13 protein-coding genes are annotated in these 15,822 nt (G+C 61.4%); all 13 read right to left on the minus strand.

The window, feature by feature from the left end; genetic code table 11:
* Positions 1-2 precede the first annotated feature (2 nt).
* A complete protein-coding gene (locus J3P73_RS25690; RefSeq protein ID WP_130663249.1) occupies positions 3-962 on the minus strand; it encodes an ABC transporter permease in 960 nt (319 codons plus the stop codon).
* 58 nt (positions 963-1,020) lie between these two features.
* Positions 1,021-2,619: an ABC transporter substrate-binding protein gene (locus tag J3P73_RS25695; protein ID WP_024321560.1), complete on the minus strand. Its 1,599-nt coding sequence runs from the start codon at positions 2,617-2,619 to the stop codon at positions 1,021-1,023.
* Positions 2,603-3,346 carry a FadR/GntR family transcriptional regulator gene (locus tag J3P73_RS25700; protein WP_024321559.1) on the minus strand — a complete coding sequence of 248 codons (744 nt, stop codon included), beginning with the start codon at positions 3,344-3,346 and terminating at the stop codon, positions 2,603-2,605. The genes J3P73_RS25695 and J3P73_RS25700 overlap by 17 nt, the downstream gene beginning before the upstream one ends.
* A 152-nt stretch (positions 3,347-3,498) precedes the next feature.
* Positions 3,499-4,785, minus strand: coding sequence for a GGDEF domain-containing protein (locus tag J3P73_RS25705; protein WP_024321558.1), 1,287 nt, complete (start codon positions 4,783-4,785; stop codon positions 3,499-3,501).
* A 279-nt stretch (positions 4,786-5,064) separates the two neighbouring features.
* Positions 5,065-6,069 carry a C-terminal binding protein gene (locus tag J3P73_RS25710; protein ID WP_024321557.1) on the minus strand — a complete coding sequence of 335 codons (1,005 nt, stop codon included), beginning with the start codon at positions 6,067-6,069 and terminating at the stop codon, positions 5,065-5,067.
* A 17-nt stretch (positions 6,070-6,086) separates the two neighbouring features.
* Entirely contained in the window at positions 6,087-6,647 is a 561-nt protein-coding gene (msuE, locus tag J3P73_RS25715; protein ID WP_130663245.1) for an FMN reductase, read from the minus strand.
* A 73-nt stretch (positions 6,648-6,720) separates the two neighbouring features.
* A complete protein-coding gene (locus J3P73_RS25720; RefSeq protein ID WP_130663244.1) occupies positions 6,721-7,902 on the minus strand; it encodes an acyl-CoA dehydrogenase family protein in 1,182 nt (393 codons plus the stop codon).
* Positions 7,903-8,018: 116 nt separating this feature from the next.
* Positions 8,019-9,125, minus strand: coding sequence for an LLM class flavin-dependent oxidoreductase (locus J3P73_RS25725; protein WP_024321554.1), 1,107 nt, complete (start codon positions 9,123-9,125; stop codon positions 8,019-8,021).
* 202 nt (positions 9,126-9,327) lie between these two features.
* On the minus strand, positions 9,328-10,410 hold the full coding sequence (locus tag J3P73_RS25730) for an LLM class flavin-dependent oxidoreductase (RefSeq protein ID WP_024321553.1): 1,083 nt from the start codon (positions 10,408-10,410) through the stop codon (positions 9,328-9,330).
* Positions 10,407-12,137, minus strand: coding sequence for a dipeptide ABC transporter ATP-binding protein (locus J3P73_RS25735; protein WP_164597561.1), 1,731 nt, complete (start codon positions 12,135-12,137; stop codon positions 10,407-10,409). Before J3P73_RS25735 ends, J3P73_RS25730 begins: the two co-directional genes overlap by 4 nt.
* Positions 12,116-12,964, minus strand: coding sequence for an ABC transporter permease (locus tag J3P73_RS25740; RefSeq protein ID WP_027688094.1), 849 nt, complete (start codon positions 12,962-12,964; stop codon positions 12,116-12,118). The genes J3P73_RS25735 and J3P73_RS25740 overlap by 22 nt, the downstream gene beginning before the upstream one ends.
* On the minus strand, positions 12,961-13,971 hold the full coding sequence (locus J3P73_RS25745; protein WP_027688093.1) for an ABC transporter permease: 1,011 nt from the start codon (positions 13,969-13,971) through the stop codon (positions 12,961-12,963). The genes J3P73_RS25740 and J3P73_RS25745 overlap by 4 nt, the downstream gene beginning before the upstream one ends.
* A 39-nt stretch (positions 13,972-14,010) precedes the next feature.
* Positions 14,011-15,657, minus strand: a complete 1,647-nt coding sequence (locus J3P73_RS25750) for an ABC transporter substrate-binding protein (RefSeq protein ID WP_027688092.1) — start codon at positions 15,655-15,657, stop codon at positions 14,011-14,013.
* Positions 15,658-15,822 lie beyond the last annotated feature (165 nt).

Here is a 15,822-nt window from a genome sequence, read left to right on the forward strand (position 1 = left end):
GATCAGCCCACCTTGATGCGCGGGTCGACGACCGCATAGGTGATATCGGTCAGAAGATTGACGACGATAACGCAGGTGCCGATGACGAGCGTCGCCCCCATGATGACGGGGTAGTCGCGGGTCTGCACTGCGTCGACGAGCAAGAGACCCATGCCCGGCCAGTTGAAGACGCTCTCGATGAAGATGGCGCCGCCGATTGCAAGCCCGATGGTGGAGCCGATCAGCGTGACGATCGGAAGAAGCGCATTGCGCAAGGCATGCTTGGTGATGACCCAGAACTCGCGAACGCCCTTGGCGCGGGCGGTGCGCACGTAATCCTGGTTCAGGACTTCGAGCAGCGAAGCGCGCATGTAACGCATGATCAATGCGGCTTGCGCGACAGACAGAAGTGCCGCCGGCAGGATCAGATGGTGGAGGAGATCGCCCACCGAGAATTCCTCGCCCGGCGTCAGCATGCCGCCTGATGGCATCCAGTGCAGGCGGACGGAGAAAATATAAAGGCCGATCAGCGCGCTGAGGAATGCCGGGCTCGAAATGCCGGCAAGCGCAACCACGGATAAGGAGAGATCGGCAAGCGAATTGCGGCGGACGGCGCCGATCACTCCGCAGGCGATGCCTGCGACGATGGCGAAGACAAGTGCAGTGCCCATCAAGAGCACCGTCGGGCCGATCCGTGACAGCACTAGGCCGAGAACCGGCTGATCGAGACGCTTGATCGAATAGCCGAGATTGCCGGTCAGCGCCTGCTGCAACCAGCCCAGATACTGCGCGGGCAAGGGCTGATCGAGCCCGAGGTTTCTGCGCAGATCGGCAAGGTCTGACGGCGACATCGGCAGGTTCGGATCGATAAAGGCATCGATCGGATCGCCGGGCGTCAGGCGCAGCAGCAGGAAGATCAGCATGCTCAGGGCGACGAGCATGCCTATTCCTATGACCAGGCGTCTGAGACTGTATTGGAGCATGGTTCATCCGTCTTGTCAGGGTGGCCGAAGCCACCCTCAAGGCTTTCCCGGAAACCGCCTATTCGGCGATCGACCATTTCTGCGGGTTGGCCTGGTAGGGGCCGCCGCCTGGCGCCGGCGTCCAGACGAAATCCTTCACCTTGGTCGAGACGATGCCGTAGCGGTTTGCCACCCAGAGCGTCGCCCAGGGCAGGTTCGTGTTCATCACCTTGCAGACGTCCTGGTAGGCGGCATCCCGCTTGGCACTGTCCGGCTCGGCCAAGGCACTATCGAGCGCCTTGGTGAGGTCAGGCATGCGAACCCTGGCGACATTCGGTCCGGCCGGAGGGATCTGCTTCTCGTTGAGGCCGACATTGATGCTTCCGGCATCCGGCCCGTTCTGCAGCCCGGCATAAACCATCTGGAACTGGGCAACGTCCGGCGTCGCATTGAGCACGATGCTGTTATAGGTCGGCGCATCGACGGCGCGCGGGACGATGTTGATGCCGACCTGGGCAAGCATCGCCTGGACTGCGGCAAGCACGTTGGTCGCCAGCGGCGTGGTGTAATAGGTCAGAAGCGTGATCGGCTTGCCGCCATTGATCTGGTCCCAGCCGGCATCCGTCAAAAGCTTCTTGGCCTTCTCGGGATCATAGGCATAGCTATCGATATCAGGGGGTATCAGCTGTTCGGCAACATAGGCGCAATTGGCAGGCTTGGCCGCACCGCCATAGAGGCTCTGGATGATGGCATCGCGATTGATCGCGTACATCACCGCCTGGCGGACGCGCACGTCCTTCCAGAGCGGGGAATCGTGGTTGAAGCCGAGATAGTTAACGACGAAAGAGTTGCCTTCGATGACCTTGAAGTCCTTGTTGTCCTTGAAGGTCGGCACGTCGTTGGAATCGACATAGGTGAACTGGATTTCGCCGGCTCTCAGCGCCGCGATCGCTGCGGTCGGGTTGGCGAAATAGCGATTGATGACGCGTTCCAGTGCGGGTTTGCCACCGCGATAATCAGTGTTTGCAGCAAGTTCGACATATTGATCCGAGACGTATTTGGTGAATTTGAACGGACCAGTGCCGATCGGAGCTGTGGACCACCACGCGTTCTTCGCCAGCTGGTCGGCCGGAATCGAGGAGAGCGCATGCTCGGGGAGCATCATCACCTTGGTCATCGTGTCGAGAAAACTGCTGCTGGGTGCGCTGAGCTTGATGACAACCGTGTGATCGTCCGGCGTCTCGACCGACGATATGCCCTTCAGCCGGGCAGCGAGCACCGAGCCGGTTTTCGCATCCATCGCAAGGGTGATGGTGAACTTCGTGTCCTTGGCGGTGAACGGTTTGCCGTCATGCCATTTGGCGTCTGCCAGCTTGAACGTGTAGGTCATCTGGTCCGAGCTGACCTCGTAGGAGCTTGCCAGCGCGCCGACGACCTTCTGCAGCTTCTCATCATAGGTGATCAGCGGTTCGTAGTAGACGCTGAGCCAGGTGAAGCCGGCGGTCGCGGCGAGCGGATTGAAGTTGCCCTGGAAGCCTCCGGGGCCGACATCGAAGCCGCCGGATAGCGTGGCTGCCTGAGCCTCAGCTGCAACGCCCGAAACGACAAGAGCCGGAACGGCCGCCGTCGACAGCAGGGCGCCAAGCGCAATAACGGATAATCTAGACAGTCTTTTCATGTGTTCCTCCCACGTTTGAACTTGTCTTGTTGTTGGCAATCACCCGGGCAATGCCCTCGTAGTGACGATCCAGGCGTCTGCGCGCCTCCTCCAGATCTCTTGCCTCGATCGCATCGACGATCGCGGCATGGTCGCGCCACGTCGCCATCGGATCGGTATTTTCGAGATTGACGAAATCCGATGCCTTGTAGAAGGCGAGCCAGAAGACATCGATCAGCCGCACGAGCGTTTCATTGTCCTGGCAGCGAAACAGCAGTCGGTGGAACAGCTGGTCGTCTTCCGCGAAGGTTTCACCGCGCTCGGCATGGGCGCGCATCCGATTGACGGTGGCACGCAGCTCGGCGATGTCCTCCTCCTCGATCACGTCGATCGTCTTGCCGATCAATCCCACTTCCAACGTGCGCCGGATTTCGAGGACTTCCTCGATTTGTCGCAGGGCGCCGCCGAGGCCGTAAGCGAGGTTGTCGAGAAGCGGCTCGAAGGAAAAGGCCTTCACGAAAATGCCGACACCGCGCCGCGTCTCCAGCACGCCGAGCGATTCCAGCGCCTTAATGCCTTCCCTCAGGGAATTGCGGCTGACACCGAGCTGGGTGGCAAGCTCTCCTTCCGCCGGAAGCAGGGTTCCGGGCGCAAGGCCGTTGTCGTCGATGTAGGCGCGCAGACTTTCCTGAACGGAGACATGCAGCAGCGGCGCGCGCGTCAGCGGCTTCATCGATTTCAATGTCATGCCGGTCACTTTCTCGCATCGCCGATAAGATGCATGTTACATATCCACTTGTAGGATATCTGTCAAATGGTCAAGTATGGGAGGCTGACACCGGACCCGGCTTGCAGCCGTTTTAAGGTCGTCCTTTTGGACAATAAAAAAGGCGAAGGGCTTTAGTCGGAGGCTTGACCGACCTCTGAAGCATGGACCATCGCGCAGTTGCGCCCGGTCTTTTTGGCAAGATAGAGCGCCGCATCCGCTTGGCGCTGCATGTGCTCTGCCGACACGAGTTCGCTGTTTTGCATCAATATTGCTATTCCGATGCTGACAGTGACCCAGGGGCCGACGCGGGAGGTAGGATTTGGAAGAGATGCAGCTTCTACTCGGCTGCGAATTCTCTCAGCAACCCCCCGGGCCTCTTGTTCATCAGAGCCTGGGAGAAAGACGAGAAATTCTTCGCCTCCATACCGGGCGACCTGGTCCCGCTCGTCCCTCATGCTGCTCTGAATGATGCCGGCAACTTTCACCAGGCAGCGGTCGCCTTCGGCATGCCCGAGATTATCGTTGAGGCGCTTGAAGTCGTCGACATCGCACATCAGCATCGCCGCGCCGTTCGTTCGTTTTAGGTCCTCATCCCAGAAATGATGGAGCGTTTCCATCATCGAACGCCGGTTGGCGACACCCGTCAGCGGATCTGTCCGCGCCAGCAATTCCAGCTGCGAATTAGCATCAGTAAGCTCTGCGAGGCGACTTCGATCTCGTAACTCAAGTAGAAAAGTCTTCTGAGCGAAGATGGTGGCGGTGCGTCGGGCAACGACGGTTGCAGCCACACCGCTTGCGAAAAACAGCGTCCCGGCCAGAGCACTTCCCGCTTCGATACCCGGATTGCGCAGTTGAAACACAAGGTAGATACCGAGGGCAGCAGCACCGATCGCCATCGCCCAACCGAGTGGAACGGGAAATATGATAATGGCGGTGACGGCCACAAAAAGCATGATGGTCAAATGCCGCTCGTAAAACTCGCCACCGGTGTTCACGCCCACCAAGGCGACGGACAGGAGGATGAGAAAAACAGCCGAGAGGAGGAAAACTCCCTGCACCCACAAAGCGCGCGGCCGCAGGAAGGCTATCGCGGCGACAAGAGCTGCGGGGGGAAGGATAGACGCAGGCCAAAGCATCGACATGACGGTTTCGGTCGGAAGCAAGATCGCGTTGAGGCCCAACGTCAGGACGTCGAGCACGATAACCCAAACCATCCACGCGCGGATGATCTTGGCAGTCCGCGGCCAGGAGCGTTCGCCAAAAAGCCGAGCCAGCTCGCCATTGAGACGGATATCACGCGTGCGTCCACCGAGCAGGCGCTCGACTTGCTCTACAATGGCCGGGCTCAACCTCTGGAGAGGTTTCCGCGAAGACGCTCTTACCGATTTGATAGGAGCTGTGGTTCGCTCGGTATCCATGTGTCGGATCTAGGGAGCAGACGACCGGCGGCAAGACGAACCGCGAATTCCGCTCCAAAAGACGATATGCTTGCCCTAATGATTTTGTACCAGCGGACGACAGTATGTCGTTAACGTGTCATATCGAGCCAAAGTCTCATGCGTGCCAGGCTGAATTCACGGTTCGATTCCTGTCAAGGCGATCACCCTTCAGTCGGTAGACCTACACCTGATTTGCCCTCCGGTCAGAGCGGGATAGCAAGCGCTCGACCTGACGTCTCGTTTCCAAATGACAGCCGCTCACGCCGTGATCTGATTTCGCAGCCGGCCCTCGTCGAGCAGGATTTTGACCGTCTGCGCTGCGTTGTGGCGCATCTCGATGGCTGCATGATCGGAGTAGAAGGCATTGTGTGGCGTTATTACCAGCCGCCCCTCAAGCCAGTCACTCCTATCGCGCCATGCTGTCAGCAGCGGATGCTCGCGCGGCGGCTCCTGCGCCAGCGTGTCGATTGCCGCCGCCGCGAGTTGGCCGTTTCGCAGTGAGGCTTCGAGCGCATCGAGATCGTCGAGCAGCTCTCCGCGCGCGGTGTTGACCAGGATGGCTCCAGGCTTGAGCCGGGAAAGCCCACTCCCGTCCAGAATGCCACGCGTCTGGTTATTTGCCGGGCAATGCAGGGTGATGATATCCGCCTGGGCGAAGAGGTCGTCAAGCCGGTCGGTGCGTTCATAGCCGATCGCCTTCTCATGACCTGGCGGCTGGCCGGGATCATAACCCAGGATGCGGAATCCAAATGGCTTCAGGCGGTTCACCACCGCTGTGCCGATCCGCCCGACGCCGACAACACCCACCGCGGCCCGGTTCGAGCGGCTAAGCGGCTTCAGGCTATGGACCTGCCATCCGGACGTGTAGCCACGGGCGCGAGCGTCGTGCTCCCAGAGTCGCCGGTGCAGGGACAGGATCATCGCGACTGCATGGTCGGCGACTTCCTCCGTGCCATAATCGGGATTGTTGGCGAACGGAATGCCTGCATCCGCCAGAGCCGAAAGATCGATCTTCTCGTAGCCGACACCGTAGCGCACGACGCCTTTGCAGCGGGAAAGATGGGCGATGCTGCGCGACCCGAGCCGCGCGCCCCAGACCATCAGGGCATCGAGCCTCGCCAATCGATCTGGATCGAAAGATGCTTCGTCGGTGCTGGCGAAGAACTCGATCTCGACATCGTCGCCGAGCACTTCTGCCTCGAGATCAGGCGCGCCGAACATGTGATCGGTGATGCCGACGACGTATTTCTTTGGTGCAGTCATTTTTGCCCGCCGACTGCTTATTCTGCGGCAATCGCGTCTGCTGTCGATCGGACCTTCACAAGGACGGAAGCCTCCGCCAGCGCCTGGTTTACGCGACCGAGAATAGCCGTTGACGGAATGCCATCCGTGAAATCGCGGCTTGAGGCGTAGATTGCCGTCGGCAGCACAAAGGCCTCGAAAAAAGCAAACAGCGGGCGAAGCTGATGCTCGACAACGAGGGAGTGTCGATCGCCCCCGCCGGTTGCCGTCAGGATGACGGGTTTGCCGCGCAGGTCTGCCGGATCGAGGAGATCGAAGACGTGCTTGAACAGGCCGGTATAGCTCCCCTTGTAGGTTGGCGAGCCGATGACGAGCGCTTCAGCTTCGATGATTGTTTGGATCACCTTTTTTGCTGAGGGATCGAGGTCCGCGACCGATCTTGCGGCCGCCAGTGAGGTGCCGAGGTCCTCGATGTCGAACACCGCATGCTGCAGGCCTGCCTGCTTCGCCAGCGATTCCGCGACGCTCTCCACGAAGCGCCTGGTGCTGGACGGGCGGGACAGATTGCCCGAGAAGCCGACGATCAGATCGTTGCTCATCTAAATTCCTTTCGCGAGTTCGCCTCGATCATGCGAGGGAGGAGGGAGGTCATCGGGCGAGGCGCTCTGTTTGCTATGCTGTTTTGAGGACCGCCAGCTCTGCCGGATAGCTCGAGCGGGCAGTTTCCTCTTTATTCCATCGGTCAAAGGCGGCACGGCCCAATATCGAAATGGATGTATCTTCCTGCGGCGCGTGGACGAGCACGGATTGGATATCCCTGAAATGCCGTTCAAGCCCCAAGTCGGCACTAAGACCCGGATTGCCGATGCCGCGTACCGCGATCTGCACGGCTTCACGCAGTTGCCGGCCCGCGATCAGCCGAGCCCTTATCATCCTTTCCGCGTCACCATGGTCGGCCTCAAGCGCGCCAAAAATGATCTGCCGGGCGCCAGCGACCAGCAGGTCGATCTCGCCCGAGAGCGCCACAAACCGCTCTGTTCGGGCAATGGGATGGCCCAGATTGGCCGGCACGCGTTCATGTGCGAAGCGGATGAAGGCCGCTTGCGCGGCTTCGGCCGCGCCGAGATAGATCGCGGTCAGCGCCAAGGTCATCGCCGCATGGGCGCGATTGTCCTGCTGGGCCACCGACGGATCGACGAGTTCCAGCACGTTTTCCGCCGAGATCTCGACGTCGGTATATTCGACGTCATGCGAACCTGTGGCGCGCATGCCCAGGCTGTTCCAGTTCTCGATCACATCGATGCCGGGCAATCCGTTCGGCACGACGAACGTTCCGACACGCGCGGGCGTCTCGTCGGTATGCGCCCAGACAAGGAAATGCGTCAGACCGTATGCGCCGGTCACGAAGCGCTTGCGACCCGTGATCGACCAGCCGTTTGCCGTGCGGCGGGCAACGGTCGCGGGTAGACCGCCACGTGCCGGAGACCCCAGTTCCGGCTCGACGCGCGCGGCGTTGAGCAATAACGGTTTCTGCTTAGCCTCCGCCAGCAGACGCCTGTACAGATCATCAGGCCAATGGTTCTTTGCGGCTTGGCCGAGATGATTGAAGATCGTCATGGCGCTGATCAGCGCCACCGAGGGATCACCCCGCCCCAGCGCCGCCAGAATGTGGGCCGCATCGCCGAGTGTTCCGCCTTCACCGCCATAGCGGGTTGCAACGGTGCTCTCGAGCAGGCCGCTCTGATGAACGGCATAGATACCGGTCCAGGGAAATTGGCCGGTTCGATCCGCATCCGGTGCGGCTTCCGCGAGAACACGCACGGTTTCATCTGGAACGATTACATCATAGGCCATGCGGGTCGACGCTTTCTGGCTGTTAAGGGAACAATGCCCCTAGGCAAAGGACAGCAGATCCGGCTGCGTTGAGAAAAGGGGGTGTGCAGTCCGGCGCTCGGGCCAGACTGCACATATCACGCAGCACTTTTCTTCTTATTCGCCTCTTCCCGTTCGCGAATGCCTTCGCGCACCAGCGGCAGGATGTAACGGCCGTAATCGACCGCATCATTGTAATTGTCATAGCCGCGGATCGAGATCAGATCGCAGCCAAGATCGATGTAGTCGAGGATGGAATCGGCAATGGTGCGCGGCGAACCCACCAGCGCAGTGGTGGCGCCGCCAGCATTGGTCGCGGTCACCGTCGGATACCATAGAGCGCGGTCATGGACATCGCCGCGCGCCGCGATGTCAAGAAGCCGCTGAGAGCCGACATTGGCCGGGCGTGCCGCATTGAGTGGTGCGCGTGCCAAGCCTTTCTGACGGTTTTCGTTCAACTGGTCGAGAACTCTATGCGCCTTCTCCCATGCCAACTCGTCAGTTTCCGCCACGATCGGCCGGAAGGTAACCCATATGCGAGGGCGATCCGTCCGGCCTGCCTTTGCCGCTTCCGCGTATATCCGTTCGATCTGCTGCTTTGTTTCTGCAAGCGGCTCGCCCCAGAGCCCGAAAATGTCGCCCAGAGAACCCCCGATGCGATAGGCGGCATCCGACGAACCGCCGACCGAAATCGGAATCAGGCCACTGGTTGGGCGCACCGCGCTGCGGAATTGCTTGAACTGGTAGTATTTGCCATCGAAGTCGAAGGCTTCTTTGGACGTCCAGGCCAGACGGAGGATCCGGATATATTCTTCCTGCCGCTCGTAACGCTCCTCTTTGTTGAGGAAGTCGCCTTCGCGAGCCTGCTCTTCGTCGCTGCCGCCCGCAATGAAGTGAACGACAACACGCCCGCCGCTCAACTGATCGAGTGTTGCAAGCGATTTGGCGGCGACCGTTGGATAGACGGTGTTCGGGCGCAAAGCCACGATGATCTTGATATGCTTCGTGTGTGCCAGGACGGTTGCGCCGAGCGTGAAGGGATCGAAGGAGGAGGAGGAGTAGGGGATCAGCGTGTAGTTGAAACCGTAATCATCAAGGGCACGTGCGTACCGCTCCAGGAAACGAGAATCTACAGGCGCGTCGGGAATGGGGTTGAGGTCGTTCGACGCGTTAGGAAAGCTGACGCTAATGAATTCCGCGGACATGTGAGCTCCTTCAGGTTGCAGACCATTGCATTGACGTTAGGGCGCGGTAGCGCCGCGAGGAAGACAGGTCATTCTCTTTCTATCGATTTTATAGAAAATATTCGCTATCGTGGCGGATGGAGTAGGACCCACTCCCCGCCATGGCGTTGACACAGGCCGTCTTCAACTGTCTTGGCATCAAGCCGTTTAGCCTCTGCATGGGTTACAAGGCAGGCGACCAGCCAAGTGCTGGAGCAACTGTCTCGGCCAGATCGGTCAGCAACCTTACGTTCTCCGCGAGGCCGAAGGCGGGGGGCAGGAAGAGCACGACCTCGTCCGCGGCTGCGAGGCCCGGGTCATTGAACACGGCTTCAATCACTTGATCGGGCGTGCCCTGGAAGACAGGCGAGATCTGAGCGCCGACAGGCTGGCTGGGAGGCGCGAGGGCACCTTTGGGACGCGACGCGGCAATTCCGATGGTGCGACGCTCGAGGTCATAGGCAGCGTATTTCTCTCGAAGTTCTGCGGTCGTCCCAACCAGGATGGAGGCGGCGACGGCGACGGGTGGCGGCTCCGTTCCCCAGATCGTGAGCCAGGTGGTACGGAACGTCTCGATGATGCGAGCCTGGTACTGCCCGAAAGTCTCGCCCTCGGCCTGGCCGTGCTGCACGGTTCCCGAGATGAGTCCGATCCCGAGTTCGGCTGCCTGCACGGCCGAGCTGAGGCTGGCTGAACCTTGCCGAATGCGGGAGCGCAGGGTCGGGCTATGCGGCGTTACCCGCAATTCCGCACCTTGCGGAGCACCCTGGCCCGGCGAAACGACAGTATGGAGGACTTCGCCCGCAATCGCCGAGAGGAAGCGTGCCTGGCGCCGTTTGGCTTCCGTCCGGGCATCGGTGTCGACTGTACCGAACACTGCGTCGAACGCCGCGTTGGCACCGGTCGATATGGCAAGTTCAAGCCGGCCATCGATGAGCAAGTCGGTCGTACCGGCCGCTTCGGCAAGCAGGATAGGATCCTGGTAGCGCATCGGGATGACCGCCGATCCCAGGTTGATGTGCTTGGTGTGCTGACCGGCGGCGGCGAAGAACGGAAGCGGCGAGGACAGGTAGTGATCGAAATGTCGCTGATAGGCCCAGCCCGACTGGTAACCCAGCCGCTCGGCTTCCTTGAACAACTCGATCCCGTCGCGCAGACCTTGCGCCGGTCCGGCTTCGTCGTTGAACGACACCCTGGTGTTGAAGCCAAGCCGCTGCTTTGGGCGGAACGACACGGGCAGAGGATTTAGAGGGGCAGCGATGGTCATGCGATCTTTTCCCTGCTGATGATGCGACGGGGTTCCAGGCGTGACACGCGGGCATCCCCGGCAATGCCGGATGGGATCGATTCCAGCAGCGAGCGGGTATAGGGCTGCTGGGGTCTTTCAAAGATGTCGGTGACGATCCCATGTTCGACGATGCGTCCGCACTGCATCACCGAGACGGTGTGGGCGAGTTGGCGAACCAGGGCCAGGTCGTGGGATACGAATACATAGGTCAAGCCAAGCTTGGCCTGCAGCGAAAGCAGCACCTCGACGATATCCGCCTGGACGCTGACGTCGAGCGCGGAAGTGGGCTCATCGAGCACGATCACATCAGGCTTGAGGACCAGCGCTCGGGCGATCGCCACGCGCTGGCGCTGGCCACCTGACAAGGCTTCCGGCTTGCGCAAAAGCAGGTGTTCTCCTAGTCCGACATTGGCCAGCGCTTCGCGGACTCGCTCGGCGCGTTCGTTGGCTGTTCCGATCTTGAACCGGTCGAGCGGTTCGCGCACCAGCTGCTCGACTTTCCAGGTCGGGTCCAGCGAGGTGAACGGATTCTGATAGACGAGCTGAAGGTGGCGCCATACCGCGCGCAGCGACTCGTGCGAACGACCATGGAGCTGCTCGCCGGCGACCGCGATCGTGCCGATGTCGGGTTGTTCGAGCCCAAGCAGCAGCCGGATTGCCGTCGTCTTGCCCGAACCGGATTCGCCGACCAGCGCGTGTGTGGTGCCAGCCTGGACGGCAAACGACACGTCGTTGACGGCCGTCAGAACCTTGCCGTCCACCGTGAACGTCTTGGTGACGCCGCTAACCTCGATCTTCGGTGCCTTGTCGGCCTTGGTCCCGAGGAAACGGAAGGCGGGATCGCGCAGCGCACGGTAGCGGTCCGGGTTGAGCGCCGGGACGTCGGCATGCAACTTCCTAGCATATGCCGAGGCGGGCGCAGAGAAGACAGCCGCAGTGTTGCCGGCTTCCTGAACGACGCCGTCCTTGAGGACCACCAGCGCATCGGCCCGCTCGGCGGCGATCGCCAGGTCGTGGGTGATGAGGAGCAAGCTGATCTCAAGCTCGTGCTGCAACTTGGAAAGCAGGTCGAGGATGCGCTTCTGGATCGTGACGTCGAGCGCCGAGGTCGGCTCGTCCGCGACCAGCAGCAACGGGCGTGGAAGAACGGCAAGGCCGATCAACACGCGCTGCAGCATGCCGCCGGACAGTTGGTGCGGGTAGGAGTCGTATACGCGCTGGGGGTTGTCGAGCCCGACCTGGGCGAAGGTTTCCAGGACGAGCGCCTTGCGGATTGCCGTGTTGGGTTGGTCGATGAGCGCGGCCGCCTCCATCGCCTGGGCGCCGATCGTCCGGACCGGGTTGAGCGAATTGCCGGGGTCTTGCGGCACGAACCCGATCGCACGTCCTCGCAGTGGCCGGAAACGACGTTCCGAGAGCCCCAGCACCTCCTGGCCGTTGAACTCGACGCGGCCGGTCGCGCGTCCACCCGTGGGGAGCAGTCGCAACACCGCGCGCGCGATCGTCGATTTGCCCGATCCCGACTCTCCGATGAGGGCGAGGCTCTTGCCGCGGCCGAGTTCAAACCCGACGTTGCTGACGACTTCCTGCGGTCCGTAGGAAACCGACAGCCCGTCGATCCGGAGCAGGGGGGCCGATTGCGGGAGCGCCGATCCGGTGGCGTCAATACGGGCGAAAAGCTCAGTCAGTCTGTCTTGCGAAGCCATCGGCTGATCCTGTTCACAGAAAGGACGGTTGCGATCGTGACGAATGCGGGCGCGTAAACGAGCCACGGCCATTTGAGGTAATCCTTGCCGATCGAGATCAGCAGGCCCCAGTCGGAGGCGGGCGGCGGGTCGCCGTAACCGAGGAAAGCGAGGCTGGCGATCACCAGGATCGAGTCGCCGAACTGCAGCACTGCAAGCGGCAGCACCGAGCGCGACGCGTTCGGCAGCACGTGGCGCCACAGGATGTGCCAGCGCGAGCCACCCAGGAGAAATGAAGACTCGACGAACGTCGCCTGCCGGGTCTTGATGACCTCCGAGCGCATCACCCGGGCGAAGAGAGCCACCGCCGAGACGCCGGTTGCGATGGCGGCGTTGGTGGTGTCGAAGCCGATCGCGGTGACGACGATGACGGCCAGCAGGAATTTTGGAATTGCAAGCAGCACGTCGACCAGGCGGGCAAACAGGGTATCCACCCAGCCGCCGAAGAAGCCGGCCAGCAGGCCGATGAGGCCGCCGGCGACAACGCCGATGACCACGGCGATCAGCGCGCTCGCCACAGAGGAGGCCGTGCCATAGACGACGCGGGTATAGAGGTCGCGACCGAGGTGATCAGTGCCGAACCAGTGCGCCGCACTGGGGCCCAGCAGCTTTTGCGCGGGAACGCCGTTGACCGGGTCATAGCTGGTGAACAGGCTCGGGGCGAGCGACCAGGCGATCGCCAGCGCGACGATCGCCAAAGAGAGCGCGACGACCGGCGGTACGCGCAGCGCCGTCAGCCGCCCGACCGCGGTGACGCGCGAGGGTGAGTAGGTGGAGGCGAGGGTCATGGCGTCACCACCTTGGAAATGCCGACGGAAATTTCGTCGGCTGTGGTTGGACGACGCTCGGGAGCGCCGAGGAGCTTTACGCGCGGGTCGAGCAGCGGGTAGGCAAGATCGGCGATCAGGTTGACGATCACGAAGACCACCGCCGCCAGCGAGACGACCGCCTGAAGCACGGGCAGGTCCTGCGTGCTCACCGACCTTTGCACCAGGCTGCCGAGACCGGTGCGTCCGAACACCGTCTCGGTGATCAGCGAGCCGCCAAGCAGTTCGCCGATGGTCAGCGCGATGACGGTGACGACAGGGAGCGACGACGGCTTGAGCAGGTGCTTGGCGAACAGGCGCATTTGCGAAAGGCCGCGACCGCGCGCGACGGCGGCGTATTCCTGCCCGGACTCATGGTCGAGGTTGGCGATGAGGACTTCGGCGATTTGCGCGGAGATGGGGATGCCGAGCGCGATCGCCGCGAAAAGTGTCGCCCAGAAGCTGTCGGGCTCGATCACCCGGAAGACGCCGAGCTGGAAACCGAAGAGGTGGATCAGCACCAGGCCGATCACGAAGTTGGGCACCGACAGGAACAATGACGGGAAACCTCGCAGCAGGCCTTGGCCAAACTGTTTTGGAAGAAACTGCGTGCCATAGGCGATCACCGCCGACAACAGCAGCGCGACGACGAGGCCCGCGGAAGCAAGGACCAACGTCGACGGCAGCACCTCGGCGATCAGGGTCGACACGGGCCGATTGGTCCGCATCGACAGGCCCAGATCGCCGGTCACGAAGCCGGAAAAGGATGTCCATAGCTGCACCGGGATCGGCTTATCCAGACCCTGGGCGGCGATGATCTCCTTGATCTCCTCCTGCGTGAACCCGTTTTGAGGATTGTTCAGGACATTGGTTATCGGGTCGCCGGGCAGGATGCTGACGACGACGAAGGTGAAGACATAAGCCAGCAGGATCACGACGATCGCCTGCACGAGGCGCTTTGCGGCGTAGTTGAGGTAAGCTTTGCTCATGCCTGTCACCTTCTTGCGTTGTCCGGTTGAATTGCGGGACTATTCGCTTTTCGTGGCCGTGTAGTAGCTGGCATAGGCAACGCCGTTGTAGATCTCGCCCTTGAGCTTGGGAGACTGCACGTAGATGCGTTGGACGATTTGCGTGCGCGGGATGAAGTAGCCCTGGTCGAGGATGTACTTCTGCAGTTCGTCGAGGAGCGGTTTGCGGCTTTCGGTGGAACCAGCGCTGGCGATCTTGTCGCGTAGCTCGTTGAGCGTCTTGTCGCTCTCGTCGAGGGCGAACCAGTTCTCGCCGTTGTTGGCGTTCGTCAGGATGCTGGCGACGGTGCCTGCGTCGATGAAGCTGCGCGTCACCTCGTAGGCCGGTACGGCCGGACCGCCGTATTTGACCTTTTGGCCGAAGGTGACGACATCGTAGGCACGGATAGCGACTTTCCACCCGATCTTGCCGAGTTGCTGGGCGATGAGTTCGTCGACCGATTTCGACGTTGCGAGGTAGGGGTTGGAATGCAGCGTCAGCACCAGCGGCTCGCCGTTCTTGGTGCGGATGCCGTTGGCGCCCTTGGTCCAGCCTGCCTCGTCGAGGAGCTTCTCGGCCTTTTCGGGGTTGTAAGCCAAGAGGTCGCTTTGGTCGGTCGCTCCGGGCACGTTGCTCTGGATGAACGACGTCGCGAGCTTCCAGTCGGGTGTGTAGACGGTGTCGATGATCTCCTGGCGATTGATACCGGCCTGGAGGGCCTGGCGTACTTTCACGTCATCATATGGCGCGAGCTTGGTGTTGATTGCCCAGCCGTTCACGAAGCCGAGATAGCGTGGCGTCGCGGTGGTGAAGCCCTCTGCCTTGAGAGATTCCAGCTCCTGCGGCGAGGCGTTGTAAGCGACGTCGGCTTGGCCGGACTGCACAGCGGCAACGCGAAGCGAGGGCTCGGACACCAGCTTGTAGGTAATTGTGTCGAGATAGGCTGGACCGGTGTGGCCGACCGCCGCCGGACCCCAGTTGTAATCCTTGCGCTTGACCAGCTTGACGAAGTCGCCCTCCTTCCAGGATTCAACCACGTACGGGCCGCTTCCGGAAGTCTTGCTGAGGTCGGCCTGCTGGGCGGCGGGCTGCGCGAGGGTCTTCGGGGAGATGAGGATCGAGCCGTGATAACCGAGGGTCGGGATGAAGCCGAGTGTCGGCTTCTTGAAGAAGACCTTCACCGTGGCCGCGTCGATTGCTTCGGCGTGGTCGTAGGTCTTCGGAAAGAGCCCAATCGGGTTGATACCGTCACTCTTGCGGCCGGCGTACCAGATATCGAGGTTGGCGACGACGGCCGACGCATCGAGCGCGGTGCCGTCGGAGAAAGTCACGCCGCTCTTCAGGTGCAGGGTGAACTCGGTGGCCGTGTCGTTCTGCTCCCACTTCTCCGCGATCCAGGGGCTGACCTTGCCGTCAGCGTCGACGTAGAGGAGCTTGTCGGCCACGTGGCCCCAGATGTGGCCTTGGAAGCTGGAGATCGCGCTGTTGTTCGGGATCCAGGTGTCACCCAGCGAGTCGATCAGGAAAGTGATCTCACCGCCATTGCCGTCAGCGCTCTGAGCCGAAGTGAAGCCTGCCGTTACCACCAAAAGTGCAGTCGCCGCCACGGACGTCGTTATCAGCAGACGGCGCCGGGAAAGAGAGAGCAACGTAGAACGTTCGGTCATGAGCAAATCCTGATGGTTCGGGTTGTGTTCGATAGGGTTGCGGCGCGGGCTGTTGCCGTTCCGCACATACATTTTGATCCTGGTGTCGCTGCATCAGGCGTACGGCATCATCCGCCGGCAGACCTATCGACCGGCGAGGCGCTCGCCCTGACCGCGAGATGATTA

This window comes from Rhizobium ruizarguesonis (genome assembly GCF_017357285.1).
Taxonomy (GTDB): Bacteria; Pseudomonadota; Alphaproteobacteria; order Rhizobiales; family Rhizobiaceae; genus Rhizobium; species Rhizobium ruizarguesonis.

Excerpts from the sequence above, each read along its gene's own strand:
- J3P73_RS25690 (WP_130663249.1), bottom strand. The coding sequence starts at position 962 with ATGCTCCAATACAGTCTCAGACGCCTGGTCATAGGAATAGGCATGCTC.
- J3P73_RS25695 (WP_024321560.1), bottom strand. The coding sequence starts at position 2,619 with ATGAAAAGACTGTCTAGATTATCCGTTATTGCGCTTGGCGCCCTGCTG.
- J3P73_RS25700 (WP_024321559.1), bottom strand. The coding sequence starts at position 3,346 with ATGACATTGAAATCGATGAAGCCGCTGACGCGCGCGCCGCTGCTGCAT.
- J3P73_RS25705 (WP_024321558.1), bottom strand. The coding sequence starts at position 4,785 with ATGGATACCGAGCGAACCACAGCTCCTATCAAATCGGTAAGAGCGTCT.
- J3P73_RS25710 (WP_024321557.1), bottom strand. The coding sequence starts at position 6,069 with ATGACTGCACCAAAGAAATACGTCGTCGGCATCACCGATCACATGTTC.
- msuE (WP_130663245.1), bottom strand. The coding sequence starts at position 6,647 with ATGAGCAACGATCTGATCGTCGGCTTCTCGGGCAATCTGTCCCGCCCG.
- J3P73_RS25720 (WP_130663244.1), bottom strand. The coding sequence starts at position 7,902 with ATGGCCTATGATGTAATCGTTCCAGATGAAACCGTGCGTGTTCTCGCG.
- J3P73_RS25725 (WP_024321554.1), bottom strand. The coding sequence starts at position 9,125 with ATGTCCGCGGAATTCATTAGCGTCAGCTTTCCTAACGCGTCGAACGAC.
- J3P73_RS25730 (WP_024321553.1), bottom strand. The coding sequence starts at position 10,410 with ATGACCATCGCTGCCCCTCTAAATCCTCTGCCCGTGTCGTTCCGCCCA.
- J3P73_RS25735 (WP_164597561.1), bottom strand. The coding sequence starts at position 12,137 with ATGGCTTCGCAAGACAGACTGACTGAGCTTTTCGCCCGTATTGACGCC.
- J3P73_RS25740 (WP_027688094.1), bottom strand. The coding sequence starts at position 12,964 with ATGACCCTCGCCTCCACCTACTCACCCTCGCGCGTCACCGCGGTCGGG.
- J3P73_RS25745 (WP_027688093.1), bottom strand. The coding sequence starts at position 13,971 with ATGAGCAAAGCTTACCTCAACTACGCCGCAAAGCGCCTCGTGCAGGCG.
- J3P73_RS25750 (WP_027688092.1), bottom strand. The coding sequence starts at position 15,657 with ATGACCGAACGTTCTACGTTGCTCTCTCTTTCCCGGCGCCGTCTGCTG.